At 63.8% G+C, this 14,594-nt stretch carries 10 protein-coding genes; all 10 read right to left on the bottom strand.

Going from position 1 to position 14,594, the window contains the following annotated elements; translation table 11 throughout:
* Positions 1–9: 9 nt before the first annotated feature.
* Positions 10–1,254: a UDP-N-acetyl-D-mannosamine dehydrogenase gene (gene wecC / locus ACN8ZM_RS29330; protein ID WP_420211508.1), complete on the bottom strand. Its 1,245-nt coding sequence runs from the start codon at positions 1,252–1,254 to the stop codon at positions 10–12.
* Positions 1,255–1,280: 26 nt separating this feature from the next.
* The gene (gene wecB / locus ACN8ZM_RS29335; protein ID WP_420211509.1) at positions 1,281–2,459 is read right to left on the bottom strand and encodes a non-hydrolyzing UDP-N-acetylglucosamine 2-epimerase; all 1,179 of its coding nucleotides are present in this window, start codon (positions 2,457–2,459) and stop codon (positions 1,281–1,283) included.
* Between the two features lie 19 nt (positions 2,460–2,478).
* The gene (locus ACN8ZM_RS29340; RefSeq protein ID WP_420211510.1) at positions 2,479–4,728 is read right to left on the bottom strand and encodes a polysaccharide biosynthesis tyrosine autokinase; all 2,250 of its coding nucleotides are present in this window, start codon (positions 4,726–4,728) and stop codon (positions 2,479–2,481) included.
* Between the two features lie 12 nt (positions 4,729–4,740).
* Positions 4,741–5,226 (bottom strand): low molecular weight protein-tyrosine-phosphatase, encoded by a 486-nt coding sequence (locus ACN8ZM_RS29345; RefSeq protein WP_420211511.1) that lies wholly within the window; start codon positions 5,224–5,226, stop codon positions 4,741–4,743.
* Positions 5,223–6,353, bottom strand: a complete 1,131-nt coding sequence (locus ACN8ZM_RS29350; protein WP_420211512.1) for a polysaccharide biosynthesis/export family protein — start codon at positions 6,351–6,353, stop codon at positions 5,223–5,225. The genes ACN8ZM_RS29345 and ACN8ZM_RS29350 overlap by 4 nt, the downstream gene beginning before the upstream one ends.
* Before the next feature lie 137 nt (positions 6,354–6,490).
* Positions 6,491–7,774 (bottom strand): undecaprenyl-phosphate glucose phosphotransferase, encoded by a 1,284-nt coding sequence (locus ACN8ZM_RS29355; protein WP_420211513.1) that lies wholly within the window; start codon positions 7,772–7,774, stop codon positions 6,491–6,493.
* Between the two features lie 668 nt (positions 7,775–8,442).
* Positions 8,443–9,429 carry a fimbrial protein gene (locus tag ACN8ZM_RS29360; RefSeq protein ID WP_420211514.1) on the bottom strand — a complete coding sequence of 329 codons (987 nt, stop codon included), beginning with the start codon at positions 9,427–9,429 and terminating at the stop codon, positions 8,443–8,445.
* A 151-nt stretch (positions 9,430–9,580) separates the two neighbouring features.
* Positions 9,581–12,226, bottom strand: coding sequence for a fimbria/pilus outer membrane usher protein (locus ACN8ZM_RS29365; RefSeq protein WP_420212685.1), 2,646 nt, complete (start codon positions 12,224–12,226; stop codon positions 9,581–9,583).
* Positions 12,227–12,318: 92 nt separating this feature from the next.
* Positions 12,319–13,059, bottom strand: a complete 741-nt coding sequence (locus ACN8ZM_RS29370) for a molecular chaperone (protein ID WP_420211515.1) — start codon at positions 13,057–13,059, stop codon at positions 12,319–12,321.
* A gap of 118 nt (positions 13,060–13,177) precedes the next feature.
* The gene (locus tag ACN8ZM_RS29375; RefSeq protein WP_420211516.1) at positions 13,178–13,762 is read right to left on the bottom strand and encodes a fimbrial protein; all 585 of its coding nucleotides are present in this window, start codon (positions 13,760–13,762) and stop codon (positions 13,178–13,180) included.
* Between the last annotated feature and the right edge of the window lie 832 nt (positions 13,763–14,594).

A 14,594-nucleotide genomic window follows, 5' to 3' on the forward strand; every position in this document is an offset into this window, starting at 1 on the left:
CTCCGGCCGTCACGCGCGAGCCAACACGCCGCGCGTGTCGATCACGACCTTAGCCTGCAGCCGCACCGGGTCCATGCGCCGGAACGGCGCGTGATCGACCAGGATGACGATCACGTCGGCTTCGGCCAGCGCGGTGTGCAGGTCGCACAGCCGGGTCTTCGCTTCGAGCGCTGCCGGCAATGCGGTGATGTTGGGTTCGACGACCAGCAGCGTCGCGTCTGCATTCTCGGCCAGCGCCTCGACGATCTCCATCGCCGGGCTCTCGCGCAAATCATCGATGTCCGCCTTGAACGCGAGGCCAAGGCACGCGATCACCGGCTCACGGAACCGGCTCGCCGCCTGCCGCACGCGCTCGTACACGAAATGAGGTTTCGCGTCGTTCACGTTGCGCGCGGTACGGATCAGCCGCGCGTGCTCCGGCGCCGAATCGACGATGAACCACGGATCGACCGCGATGCAATGCCCGCCGACGCCCGGCCCCGGCCGGAGCACGCTGACGCGCGGATGGCGGTTGGCCAGCCGGATCAGCTCCCACACGTTGATGTCGAGCTGGTCGCAAATCACCGACAGCTCATTCGCGAACGCGATGTTCACGTCGCGGAACGAATTCTCGGTCAGTTTGCACATCTCGGCCGTGCGCGCATCGGTCAGGATGCACTCGCCGCGCACGAATACCGCGTACAGCTCCTGCGCGCGCGTGCCGCATTTACTCGTCATCCCGCCGATCACGCGGTCGTTTTCCACGAGTTCGCGCACCACATGGCCCGGCAGCACGCGCTCGGGACAATGTGCGATACGAATGTCCGAGCGCTCGCCCGCCTGCTGCGGGAACGTCAGGTCCGGGCGTTGCGCCGCGAGCCATGCGGCCATCCTTTCGGTCGCGCCTACCGGCGAAGTCGACTCCAGCACCACGAGGTCGCCTTTCTTCAACACCGGCGCGATCGACCGGCACGCGGCCTCGATATAGCTCAGGTCCGGCTTGTTGCCGTCGGCAAACGGCGTCGGCACCGCGATCAGGAACGCATCGGCCGGCTCGGGCACCGTCGTCGCGCGCAGGTAGCCTTGCGTCACGGCTGCGTGCACGAGCATGTCGAGTTCAGGTTCGACGATATGAATACGGCCGCGATTGATCGTATCGACCGCGTGTTGCGACACGTCGACGCCGATCACGCTTTTACGACGCGCGGCAAAGGCCGCCGCGGTGGGCAGGCCGATGTAGCCCAGCCCGATGACGGAAACGGTTTCGAATGACATGAATGGGTTCTCCAGACGTCGGGGATTCAGCAGAGCGAGCCGGTCAGGTATGCCAGCCCTTGCGTGCGGACCGGTGGCGAAACGAGCAGATCCGTGATCCGCTCGCTCGCGCGACCGTCGCCATACGGGTTGTGTGCGCGGCTCATCGCACGATAGGCGCTGCCGTCTTCCCACAGCTCGACCACGGCGCCGACCAGGCGCTCGACCTCGGTGCCGACCAATCGCACCGTGCCGGCCGCGACGGCCTCCGGCCGCTCGGTGGTGTCGCGCATCACGAGCACCGGCTTGCCCAGCGACGGGGCCTCCTCCTGGATCCCGCCGGAGTCGGTCAGGATCAGCCACGCACGACTCATCAGATAGACGAACGGCAAATACTCCTGCGGTTCGATCAGCACCACGTTGTCGATATCGCCGAGCAGCCGCGTGACGGGTTCGCGCACGTTCGGATTCAAGTGCATCGGATAAACGATCCGGGATTCCGGATAGCGCTTCGCGACCGTCGCGATCGCCTCGCAGATCTGCTCGAACCCGCGGCCGAAGTTCTCGCGGCGATGGCCGGTCACGAGGATCATCCGTCGCGCGTCGTCGAGGAACGGGAACCGTTCGCGCATTTGCTGCACCAGCGCCCGGTCGTGCTTCAGACGTTCGGTAATCGTCAGCAATGCGTCGATCACCGTGTTGCCCGTGACGTGGACGCGACCGGGGTCGATACCCTCGGCCAACAGGTTCGCACGCGATGTCTCAGTCGGCGCAAAGTGATGCAGCGCGAGCGCGCCCGTTACCTTCCGGTTCGCCTCCTCCGGCCAAGGCGAATACAAATTGCCGGTGCGCAGGCCGGCTTCCACGTGACCGACCGGGATGCGCCGGTAGTAAGCCGCGAGGGTCGCACCCAGCGTCGTGGTCGTATCGCCGTGCACGAGCACGAGATCGGGACGAAACGATTCGAGCACCGGGTCGAGCGCATTGAGGATGTGCCCGGTCAGGCTGCCGAGCGTCTGCCCGGCGCGCATCAGGTCGAGATCGAAATCCGGTGTGATGCCGAACAGATCCAGCACCTGATCGAGCATCTGGCGATGCTGGGCCGTCACGCAGACGCCGCAGCGCACGCCATCGCGGGCGCGCAGCGCGTGGACGAGCGGCGCCATCTTGATGGCTTCCGGGCGAGTACCGAAGGTAACGAGAATGTTTTCGTGGCGAGGGGTCATTGGATTCTCCATCGGCTTGTCAGGCGCGATCAGCGGAGGGTTGCGAAGCGGCGCCGTCGTACGCGTAAGCACCGTAGTTGCCGTACTGCACGGAACGCAGCCCCGGACGGAAGCCGTTGAACACGACGGCTGTCGCGCGCGTGCCCGCTCGCTCGATTCGCTTCGCCGATTCGAGCAGCTCGCCCATGGTCGTCACGCCGGAACGCGCGGCGAGCAGGATCGCATCGGCGTGCGCGGCCAGCACGACGGCATCCGTCACCGGCAGCAGCGGCGGTGCGTCGAGCAGCACGACGTCGTAATCGCGTGTCACGTGCGCCAGCAACGCCGCCAGTCGCTGCGACGACAGCAATTCGACAGGCCGGTCGGCGCGCGGGCCGGCCGGCAACAGATCGACGTTCGGCGCGACGTCGCGAACGATCGCGTCGTCGGCGATCACGCCGCCGCGCAGGGCCGTCGACAATCCGATCTCCGGCCGAATGCCGAAACGCTCGGCAAGCTCGCCGCGGCGCAGGTCTCCATCGATCAACAGCACACGCAGGCTCGACTGGCCGAGCAAAACGGCGACGTTGGCCGACACGAACGATTTCCCGACACCGGCGGACGGGCCCGTGATCAGTACGCGGTTGCCTTCGGGCCGGTCCAGCAACTGAAACCGCAGCGCCGTGCAGAGGCTGCGTAGCGCTTCGACGGCAGGTTCGTTCGGTCGCGCAAGCGACAGGACCGGCACGCCGCGGCGCGCCATGTCGCGCTGCGCGAACCGTCGTTGCGCGGCACTGTGCGGAATCGTCGCGATCACATTCATGTTCGTGTCGCGCTCGATCTCGGCGGGATCGGTCACACCGCCGAACAGCACGGCACGGCCAATCACGCCGCATGTGCCGAGCACGAGCCCAACCAGCGCGGCAATCACCGTCACCAGCGCCGGCCTCGGTCGCACCGGCTCGTCTGGCACGATCGCGCGATCGATCACACGCACGTTGCCGATCTTGCTCGCGGTCGCGACGCGAAGCTGCTGGATGCTGTTCAGCAGGCCGACATAGATCTCGGTTTGCACCGTCACGTCGCGGCGCAGGCGCACGACGTTGCGCTGTGCGTCGGGCAAGCGGCGGATCGCATCGTTGACCATCCCGATCTGCGCCTTGGCGGCGGCGATCTGCCGCTCGACCGCCGCCCGCTCCGGATGCACCGGCGTCAGCGTCGACGTCAACGCCAGCCGTTTCTGCTCGAGCTCGAACAGCGACGTCTGCACATCCGTCGACTGCGTCAGCATCGCCTTCGCCTGCTCGGTTAGATCCACGATTTCATGGCGAGCCTGATATGCGTTGAGGCGATCCTCGGCCGCACGCAACTGGCGCTCCACCGTCGGCACCTGATCGCTCAGGAACGCCAGCGACTTCTCGGCGGTCGCCGCCTTGCGGTTCGCGTTCTGCAGTACATAGTTGTCGGCGATCGCGTTCAGCACGGCCGCCGCGCGCACCGGGTCGTGGCTCTCGTACGACACGCCGATCACACCCGACTGATCCTTGCCGCGATTCGCGATCTTCAGCTTGTTCCGCAGCTCGGCGAGCACGACCTGCTTCGAGTCGGCTTTCACGACGAACTGCGCGCCTGCCGCGGCTTTGATTCCGGCCACTTGCAAGATCACGTCGCCGGCAGCCGTCTTCACGCGCAGCGGCTCGCCGATCCGGCCTTCCGCGTCGCGATCGAGATCGGCACCGGACAGGCGATAGCGTCCGTCGCCCCGCGACGTGACGATGAACGTATGCTCGTAAAAAGCGCTCGGCACCTGGAACGCCGGAATATCAATGTGCTCCCGGCCCCAGAGGAACCCGCCGATCCCGAGCAGGCCGGGCGTCGACAGCCCGCGATTGAAGCGTGCAATGGCGGCACCGACCACGGGAACGCGGCGGGGCATCGCTTCGATGTATAGGCGCTGAAGATCGACGACCGGCTCGGTCACGAGCCGCGAACGCAGGATCTCCATTTCGCCGTCGTCGGTCGACTTCACGTCGAACAGCGCGCCGAGGCCGCCGACGAGCCCGCCTTCCGCCATGCTGCGCAGGTCGGATCCACCGCTTTCCACCTGCACGGCAATATCCGCCTTGTAGACCGGCTTCGCAACGAGCGCATAGGCAGCACCGAGTGCGGCACACGCGGCCGTGACAGCGACGATGCGACCCGCGTGCGCGATCAGCACGTCCAGAATGCCGCGCACGTCGAGTTCGTCGGCGTCGCGTGACAGGCGCCGGCTTTGGTTTGATCCGTTCATATGAGGTTCACCTCAAGTGTTCCGGCGTACCGCGTCGGTATCCGGATGTCGCGTCAGGTTCGGTTCGAGACGGGCAATCCGCGCGGCCCAATCGACGACGCCGTGCTCGATCAGCCTCATCGCGTAGTCGTACACATGGCGACTTCGGCGATACGGATCCGGAACGTCGGTCTGGTAACGCTCAGTGAGGCGGTACACGCGGCCGCGCGTCATCGGATACGTCCGCTCGATCGCGTGGCGATGCGCGACCTCCATCACGAGGATCAGGTCGGCCCATCGGCAGGCCCGGTCGTCGACGCGTCTCGCGCGATGCCCGGACAGGTCGAATCCGCGCGCGGTCAGCACCTCGCTCATCACCGGGTCGATCGCCATCCCGCCGATCGCCACGATGCCGGCCGATTCGATCGTGCAGCCGGGCAGCTCGCGAGACAGCAGCACCTGCGCGGCTGGGCTGCGGCAGACGTTGCCGGCACATACCATCAGGATTCGCTTCATCATTTCGTGACGATCGCGGCGGTCAGGCCGGCGTTGATGGCCGGCAGCAACTGCGCAAGCACGCGACCGAAGCGTGCGAGCTTCGTGCTGTCGACGTACACGACATCGTGCGGCTGCAGCTCGAATTCGTTGGCGAGCACCATCGACACCGGCGAACGGCCGTCCAGATGAAACACCTGTGCCTGCCGGTCCGCGCCTGCGCGAATCACGTAGGTTTGCTTCGGATCGGCCGTACTCTGGTTCACACTGCCGGCCTGAGCCAATGCATCGGCCAGCGTGAGCCGCCCGTTGCGCAGCGGCAGTGCCGTCGTCGGCCGGTTGACTTCGCCCATCACGTACGCGCCGAACTGGTCGCGCGCGCCGACCTGCAACAGGTCACCCTTGCGCAGCACGATGCGCGACGGATCGAGACGATCGCGGATCAGCCCAGGCAGGTCGATCGGATAGGCGGCACCGTCGCGTACGAGCGTCATGCGGCTCTGGTCGGCATCGGGCGTGAAGCCGCCTGCGCGCGTGACGGCCTCGAGCAGCGTCATCGGCATGTCGTTGAGCGGTTGCGCGCCCGGAGCACGGACTTCGCCGTCGACATAGACACGATTCGCGCGATACGATGCGACGCGCACCGTCAGTTGCGGCGCGACGAACCACTTTGCCAGCCGCTCGCGAAGCACGGCCTGAATCTCGCCCGTGCTCATACCTGCGACATGCACGTCGCCGACGTACGGAAACGCCAGATTGCCCGCCTGATCGACGACGAAGCCCGCTGGGGGATCGGCGGGACGTATCGTCTGATTGCCCGGATTGCCCTGTGCAGCAGCCAGTTCCGGGTGATCCCAAACCGTGATCTGCAGCACATCGCCCGCGTCTATCGTGTAGGGCGCCGGCATTGCGAAGAGCGCCGCACGCGTACGCTCTCCCTGCACACGAGCATCGCGCCGCTGGGCCGCGATCAGCGCACCGTCGATCGGCCCGATCGGTACCGACGCCGTGTCGTCCGAAGCAGGCTCGCGTCGCGGCCGGTCGAACGACGCCGCATCGATGCGATGCAGCGACACGGTCAAGCCGCTTTCGTGAGCCTGCGCCGCGATGCCGCCGTCCTGCCGCTCATCCTGCGTGAGGTTCATGTGCATGCCCGGCTCGACCGCGCATGCGGACAACACCGTGACAGACAGAAGTGCGATCGCCGACCGCGCGCATCGCGCCCGGAAGCGGGATCTTTTTCCAGTTTCCATTCCTGTTATCCAAACCGCGTACTGCGACGCGTCATTCAATAAGCGTTGCGATGTGTGAATCCGCACAGAACGGTCGCCGCCACGATCCACATGTCCAGCGAGAACGACCAGTTGTTCAGGTAGTAGAGGTCGTGTTCGACCCGCTTCCGCATCTTCTCGACCTGATCGGTTTCGCCACGGAGCCCGTTGACCTGCGCCCAGCCCGTAATGCCCGGCTTGATCCTGTAGCGCTGGATGTAGCCGTCGACCCGGTGCCGGTAGAAGTGGTCGTGCTCCACCGCATGCGGACGCGGCCCGACCACCGACATGTCGCCCTTCAGCACGTTCAGGAACTGCGGCAACTCGTCGAGGCTCGTCCGCCGCAGCAGCGCGCCGACGCGCGTAATGCGCGGATCGCCCCGCGTCGCCTGCCGCACTTCGCCCGGCACGCCTGCGTCGTGCTGGCGCATCGTCCTGAACTTGTAGATCGTGAAGATGCGTCCATACGCCCCCCTGCGCTGCTGGCGGAACAGCACCGGCCCCGGCGACGAGCACTTGACCGCGATCGCGATCGCGGCCATCAGCGGCGCAGTCGCGAGCAGTGCCAGACCCGCGAAAATGCGATCGAACACGGCCTTGCCCGCGAGCGCCCGAGCCGACAGCGGCGACGCCACGAGATAGAGTGCGCGGCCGCGAAGCGCCCGGTGCGGATGCAGCGGCGTCATGCCTGCCAGGTCCGGCACGAACCGGATGTCCACAAGATCCGTGTCGAACGCCCGGACGATCGCGCCGATGCGATCGGCTTCCGACAGCGGGAGCACGATCCAGATTTCCCCGACCTGCGTGCGACGCACGCACTCGACGAAAGCCCCGAGATCGCGATGGACTTCCGCGTCGCCCGGCTCGACTGCCGGCATGTCTGACAGGTCGAAGATCGCGACCACGGGAACCGGCACGCCCATGCCCCGGGCGTCGCGGCCCGCGAGCGCAAGGCAACGTTCGCGATGCCCGACGAGCGCGACCGGCTTGCGCCGTGCATGTCGCGCCGCCGCTCGAACGCAAAGCCAGCGCCGCAATGCCTGCGACGCGATCAGCGCGACCGCCGACAACGCGAACCAGACGAACACCCAGCCAAGCTCCGTACCGGATTGCCAGTCGAGCGCGGCGACGAAAATCGCACCGATACACAAGACCATGGCCACGCCTGCCGGCGCGAGCCAAATGCGACGCCACGTCAGGCGACGCTCAGGGTCGCCGTACAGGCCGATCAAAGGAAACAGGACCAGCGCACACGCGATCGAAATGGCGATCAGCACGGAATCGGATTGGGTATGCGGCACAGGACCGAACCCGTTTTTCGCGGCCCATGCCGTAGCAGCAAGCAGGCCGGCATCCGCCAGCCGAAACCAGGAGACCTTCCCCCGAATGACGGGCGTGTAACTTGCGTGGTCGAAAGATCGCATAACACATGACCGGCCATCCGTCGCAAGCGAATCTCGACGACACGGCAGCATGCGTTCACGCCGTCCGAACGCGCCGGTACGAATCGACTTTCGGCCTTATCCTATTATTTAGTAATGCATAGTTTTACCAACTGACATCAACCCAGATCAACTTCATAAACTGTTAAATATCAGGCTTCAATGTTGCGACCCAACGGATCGCCGAAATGCTGTCACACCCTACTCAATGCATGCCTCGATAGTGCCATCGCAACCCGTGGCTTTGAATCGGACACGTCCTAAACAATTTGATATAAATGTAGGTCTCGTTCTATTCAAATATGAATCGTGCTTTCCGCTCAAATAGCGGACACTTTTCAAGCAGTCCATCGACCACACTCAGCCGCAAGCGCGGCAGCCTGGACTCGCACTACGCCAGTCGCATCGCCAGCCTCGACCTGCGTGATATCGCGCCCCCTGGATCCGGCCCGCCATATGGCGCGCAGATGTCCGTCGGCACACGGGCCGGCATCGACTCGGGCAGCCGGACTTCCCGATCGTCCGGATTACTGATACGACATGTTCAAAATGACGCGCCCCTTCACAGTGCCCGAAGAGAAGGCATCGGCGGTGCGAATGTAGCGAACCGACATTGGAATATCGAGCGATGGTCCTGTCGATCGCCCCACGAGAAACTGATTTTTCGTTCCCGGCGCGGAGGAATCGGGCCCAAAGGCGATCGGGGCGCCGCGATACAACACTTGATAACCAATGCCGCGCGCGGTCGACTCGCTGGTCGGCTTCAGGGTTGTCGAGATGTTCGTTGGGTCCGTTGCGTCGGCCAGCGTGGCGTAAACCGACAGACCCGCGGGGCAATCCGTCAGGCCGATATTGAAACCGGTCTCCCCGCCGACCGATCCCGGTGCTTCCATCGTCGAGTAACGCACCTGAGGCACCTTGACGTTGATCGGGGAACCGGTCAGCTTGCACGCTTTGGCGACGATCGATATGTTGCCGTTCACGGACAGCGTGTAGGTCTGCGCTTCGTATGGTCCCTGCTTGTAGACGACTTGCAGCTTCGGCAGCGTCTTGATCGTTCCGCCGTGAACGGGCCCGATCACGATCAACTGGGCTGCCGCGGAGAACCATGACCCATCCGTGGTATTCGACGGTGCGGACAGCTCGAACGGCGCTTCGCGCGTATTGGCGAAACCGAAGGCAACGCCAAAGAACTTGATGCCGATGCCATCGATGCCGGTTTTATAGACATTCGAGTAACCCGGAACCAGTTCGCCGTTGATGACCGTCGCCGTCGTCTTGGTCGAGTAGTTGGAGATATCGCAGTTCAGATAGCTGTAAGCTCCGGCTCTTGCGTATTGAGTCGTCTTCGTGCCGATCACCGTGTCGCGAACATAGGTGGCGTCGCTGAACGTAATCGTGTCCTGTATCGTGTTCGATGTCGAACCATCGACGAAGCAACGCGCCAACGCCGGCGCGCTACTCAGCACGCATGCAAAGACGACGGTCGTTCGTGTGATTGCACGTATCGTCATTCTGTCTACGTTTCTCATTAAAGATCCCGTCCTGTTCTGTTCGTTTCCAGGGCCGATGCCGAAGCAGATACAGCGCCGGGCACCGCGTGTCCGTCCCGCCGCGCCTGCGCATCGGCGCTCGACCGGCCGCAAGAGCAAGCGCGTCGACTCACTACCCCTGTGCCGGTGCGGCCTGTTGCGACACGGCTGGCGCATGCTCGGCGGCACCGCCCGCGACGCAAGGCAATTCGAAACTCTGCAACGGCTGGTATCCGCTTGTGCGCTTGCGCACCGGCAGCGAATACGACAGGCTGCATACCGCCTTGCCGCCATCCTTTTCCCACTGCACTTTCAGTTCGCCCTTCTCGGCAAGGCCGCGCGCCAGCAGCTTGCCGCCCTGCCCGATCACGCCGATGTCCTTGCCTGCCTCATCCGTCACGGTCGCACCGAACGGCACCGGGGCGCCGTCCGCCTGACGCGCGCGAATCACCGCCGAACGCCCGTACTCGGTCTTGAAAACCAGCAGCGGCACAGCGCCCGCGAGCGGCGCGACACGCTGGCTCGTTTCCTTCAGTTCGACGTCCGTCGACAAGCCTTTCGGGTCGAGCGACACGTCGTTCATCGAGAACGGCGTCAGAAACGGCACGATCGCATAACCGTTGCTGTTCACGCGCACACCCGATGAATTGGTGACGCGCGCGCCTTCCGCATGCTTCGCCTCGACGATCGCGAAGGTTTCCGACAGCGGCTGCGACAGCGTGAGGCCGCCCGGGTGCGCCACGAGCGCGCCGCGTGCGCCAATCGAATACTGCTGATAGTCGCTGCTCGCGCTGACGCTGCCGTTCACCTCCGCAAGCGCACCGCGATACATGACGTTCGCGCCGCCGCTGGTCTGCGAGCTGCCCGACGCCGCGTTGTGATTCACGTTCACGCCATACGACAGGTTGCTGTCGACACCCAGCGAGCCGCTCAGGCTCGTCATCACCTGCGTCGAACCGCGCGAGTCGTGGTTCAGGTTGGTCGACAGCGTTGCCGGCCGCGTGCGGCCGAGTGGAATCGACAACCCGCCATAGACCATCGTGCTGGCCTTGCCCCACGCATCGCGCTGGCGCGTGGCCGACACGTTGTACGACACCGACCGGAACGAATTGCTGTAGCCGATCGTGAAATCGGTGTCCGATCCCTTGCGGTTCCAGTAGGTCGACGTCGATCCGGTGAAGTTGACGCTGCCGCCCTTCTCGCCGAGCGGCTGGCTCATCGTCAGCGACGCGCGATTGCGTTGCCGGTAGAGACCGTCCGACGACCCGCTGATCTTCGCCTGATCGCGCGCCATCATGGCGTCGTTCAGCCCGAAAAAGCCGTTCGTCGAATAGCGGTACGCAGCGATCGCGACGTTCGTGCCGGTTGCGGCAACCGTCTTCGCATAACTGACGCGAAAGCTCTGCCCCGAGTAGGACCGCTCGTTCTGAATCCTCGTCGTCGCATGCGTGACGTCGACACCGAACGCGCCCCACGACGTGTTCAATACCGCGCCGGCCATCGCCGACAAATAGCCCTGCGCGACGGTCGCGCCGCCATAGCCGGTCAGCGAATTGGTGAAGCCGTACTGCCAGGTCGCCTGCGTGAAGACGGGCGTGGTGTTGAACAGGTTGCGGACCGCACCGGCCGTGAAGCTGTAGCGATGCTGTCCCGGACGCAGCGACATCGGCACGGCTGCGTAGGGCACCGAGAACGAATGCTCGGAGCCGTCGGCCTCGGTCACGAGCACCTTCAGGTCGCCGCCATAACCGGTCGGATACAGATCGTCGATCACGAACCCGCCGGGCGCAACCGTCGTCTCGTACAGCTTCACGCCGTTCTGCGAAATCGTGACCTTCGCATTGGTGTTCGCCACGCCGCGCACGACAGGCGCATACCCGCGCTGCGATTCCGGCAGCATCCGGTCATCGGTGAACACCCGCACGCCGCGAAACGACGTCGAATCGAACAGGTCGCCGGACGTGTACGTATCGCCGACCACGAGTTGCGACGACCATGAAACCAGATCGCGCTGCAGGTAGGTCGCGATGTTCTCGTAGCGCCGGTTACCGCGATCGTCCCAGTTGAACGAGCCGCTGTGCCGGAAGTGCCACCGCTGGTAATTGAACCCGCCGTCGACGCCGACGTAACCCTGCGTGCGGCCCTTCGCGCCGCTCGCCTGAGCGTTGTATACGTTCGCGTTGTAGCCGACCATCGCGACCGGCACGCCTTCGCTCCATTGATCCGGGCTCACGTAGCCGCGCGCCTGACGCCGCATCGAGATCTGCGGAATGCTCAGATCCAGCCGAAGATTGTTGAAATCGAAATCGACCGACGCCTCGGGAATGACCTGGCCGATGCGCAAGCAGGCGCCGTCCTGATCGAGCGTCGCCAGAACGTCCGGCGACAAGCGCGTCATATTGATGCCGAGCCGCTCCAGCGCGGCCTTGTCGAAGCACGGCTGCGCATCGACCGTGTTCGGCGCGCTCTTGAACCGCACTTCGCTACGGCCGACCCAGCCGCCGTTGACGTAGATGTCCGGGCTGTACATGCCGGCGCGAATCACGTTGCCGCGCCCGTAGCGCGACACGTCGATCGCACCGCCGCTGTGGTTCAGGAAGCCGCCCTCGAACTCCACCTGCGCGAAATCCGTCTGCGCGACCTGCAGCCCCGCGCCTTGATCCGGATGCGCGGCGCGCGCATCGGCCTGCCACCCCGCGATGATCGAGAGGACCAACGCGCAGACCGGTTTCAGCCTGAGCTTCACCTCCGCGTGCAGACCGTTGTGTTGCCTCTCCATCATGGACTGGTTCCCGTCGATTATTCGGTTTTTGTTAGTTGAACTGCACGACCTGCCACCCATCGCGGGAGATCATCGCTCCCGGCGTGGCGTCATTTGGCAACCGTCGCCTGGTGGGAATGACTGGAGCCCCAGTCGTCGACACTGCTGAACAGGATCATTGCGCCTGCCAGATTCGCGCCCGTTGCGTTCTTGATCGGAAACGACGCCGTTTCGCCCGGGCGCACATAGCCAACCCCTGCGTCGAACGCCTTGCCGCCGGACTTCAATTCGATGCCGGCGATATTGACGACGTAGGCGGTCGGATTGACGGCCTTCAGCACCGGGTGGTGCTGGTCATCGGTGCCGAGCGTCCACTTCAGCTGCGGCGGGGCATCCATTGCGCTGCCCGGTAGCCCGGTGGGCCGGTACATCAGCTTGACCCGCGTGCGGAACGCGAACTGCAGCCGGTTCACATCGTCTTTCTCGGTCGCCTTGGGCGGCACGTCGAGCACGTTCAGCCAGAACAGCGATTCCTTATCGTTCGGCAACGGCTCGCCCGTATGGATAATGCGCAGCGTCTGGCCCTTGCCCGGTTCGACGCGGAAGATCGTCGGCGTCACCACGAACGGGACGTCGATCGTGTCCGGCGCCGCCCGCTCGTCGCCTTTGTCGAGCCATGCCTGGACAAGCGCTGGCGACTTCCCGTCGTTAGCGAGCTGAAGCGTGACTTCCTTGTCGGCCGCGTCGAACACGACGCGCGTGCCGGACAGGGTGACGCTCGCATGAGCGCTCACGCAGAACAGCAGCGACATCAGCACCGGCAGAAATCGATACGATCGGTTCATCTTCATGTTCGAAATGGCTCCTCAATATGTAGTGCGAATCATCTGGCGCTGATGAACACGGCGAATCGCTTTCCGTGCCGGTCGCCTTCCGGCGACCGGCACACTCCTTCAGCACATCGGGTGCTTACGGATAGACCAGCGAGTACGTGACGAACGAGTTCGCGGAACCGCCCGACAGGTCGCCGCCCGTTGCAACATACTGGGCAGCGAATTGCAGCGTCGCGCCGCCGGTGCCGCCTTCTGCCGTGTCGATATCGACGATCTGCGAGCCCTGGGTCGAGCTTTCCGCACCGATCTTGATCGGCTCGTACTTGTCGTTCAGGATCGCGATTTCGACGCCACCTGCCGCATCGGCACCGGTCGGCTTCAGTCGGCCGGTTGCGAGGTTCACGTTCGGACCGGGTTCAAACGCCACCGAAACCTTCTTCACCGGCGCCGGAATGGTGTTTTCGCCATCCTTCTTGTCCGTCGTGCAACCCGACAGCGCGAGCGTGAACGGCGTACGGCCGACGGTGGCCCCAGCCTTGGAAAGCTGGTTGGTGGCTGCCTTCGGCAGCGGAACCGTCAGGTCATTCGTGCCGTTGTTGATCTGGCAGGTCGACGCAACCACCGACCCCGTGAAGTTGATCGTGCCGTCCGAAGCATGGGCAGCATTCATGGTCATGAGTGCCAGACCGGCAGCCGACATCATCAGCGAGATTTTTTTCATTTCGATTTCATCCAAACGTTAATAGATAATTATCAGCGGCATTTTTAAAAACACTCACACCGCCAGACCACCAACAAAAACAAATGTAGATATTCGCGCCGCACCCTCTCCTTCAAATTCAAAAAAACCGATTCCCCATACAAAACAAAATCAGGCAAAATACCAAACACGCCCAATCATCTGCACTCGATACTTTCAGCCGTGACCACCAACTCAATCACGATCACCGGTCAATATTTCTTATAAAAACAATCATCCCGAGTCAGTGATAGGATTTTACTGACAACCACCGCCCCCAAAAATAAGACAAGTACTAATGGAATAAACAAACCGCTAGGACGCGTACCAAACATCAAAGCGGTTAAATCCCGACACCGACGCCGCGACAACGTCCAACGCCGGATTAAATAAATCAGACAATCATCTCGCGCAAAATCTATTCACAATTAATTCAACCCCGCGACCACGAGATATTCGCCGGGTACACGCCCCGCCAATCGGCATATCGGCCACGCATCGATGCTGGTTTCCAGTGCGATGAATTCGAGACGATCAGGGATAGGCGTCGCCGGGATTTATGACGCACGGCCCCGACCGGACACCCTGTCGGCACACGTGCGAGCGCCGTATTCGGTCGCGCGTCGCCTGAAATGTCGAATGGCCAGTCAACGCGCAGCGCATCCGTTGCAGGGCATCCATCGCGTCGGTCGCTTCGCTGGGTTTGGCTCGGACCGTATTGCGATGCCCACCGCATCGGGCGACGTGCTCGAAGGCAACCGGGTTCGGCGGGTAGCGTCGTCGCCAACGACCGGCGCATCATCCGAACGGCGAG

The organism is Burkholderia aenigmatica, assembly GCF_048627025.1.
Classification (GTDB): Bacteria; Pseudomonadota; Gammaproteobacteria; order Burkholderiales; family Burkholderiaceae; genus Burkholderia; species Burkholderia aenigmatica.

Coding starts and splice junctions, on each gene's coding strand:
- wecC (WP_420211508.1), bottom strand. CDS start 1,254: ATGTCATTCGAAACCGTTTCCGTCATCGGGCTGGGCTACATCGGCCTG.
- ACN8ZM_RS29360 (WP_420211514.1), bottom strand. CDS start 9,429: ATGACGATACGTGCAATCACACGAACGACCGTCGTCTTTGCATGCGTG.
- ACN8ZM_RS29340 (WP_420211510.1), bottom strand. CDS start 4,728: ATGAACGGATCAAACCAAAGCCGGCGCCTGTCACGCGACGCCGACGAA.
- ACN8ZM_RS29375 (WP_420211516.1), bottom strand. CDS start 13,762: ATGAAAAAAATCTCGCTGATGATGTCGGCTGCCGGTCTGGCACTCATG.
- ACN8ZM_RS29365 (WP_420212685.1), bottom strand. CDS start 12,226: ATGGAGAGGCAACACAACGGTCTGCACGCGGAGGTGAAGCTCAGGCTG.
- ACN8ZM_RS29350 (WP_420211512.1), bottom strand. CDS start 6,353: ATGCACATGAACCTCACGCAGGATGAGCGGCAGGACGGCGGCATCGCG.
- wecB (WP_420211509.1), bottom strand. CDS start 2,459: ATGACCCCTCGCCACGAAAACATTCTCGTTACCTTCGGTACTCGCCCG.
- ACN8ZM_RS29370 (WP_420211515.1), bottom strand. CDS start 13,059: ATGAAGATGAACCGATCGTATCGATTTCTGCCGGTGCTGATGTCGCTG.
- ACN8ZM_RS29345 (WP_420211511.1), bottom strand. CDS start 5,226: ATGATGAAGCGAATCCTGATGGTATGTGCCGGCAACGTCTGCCGCAGC.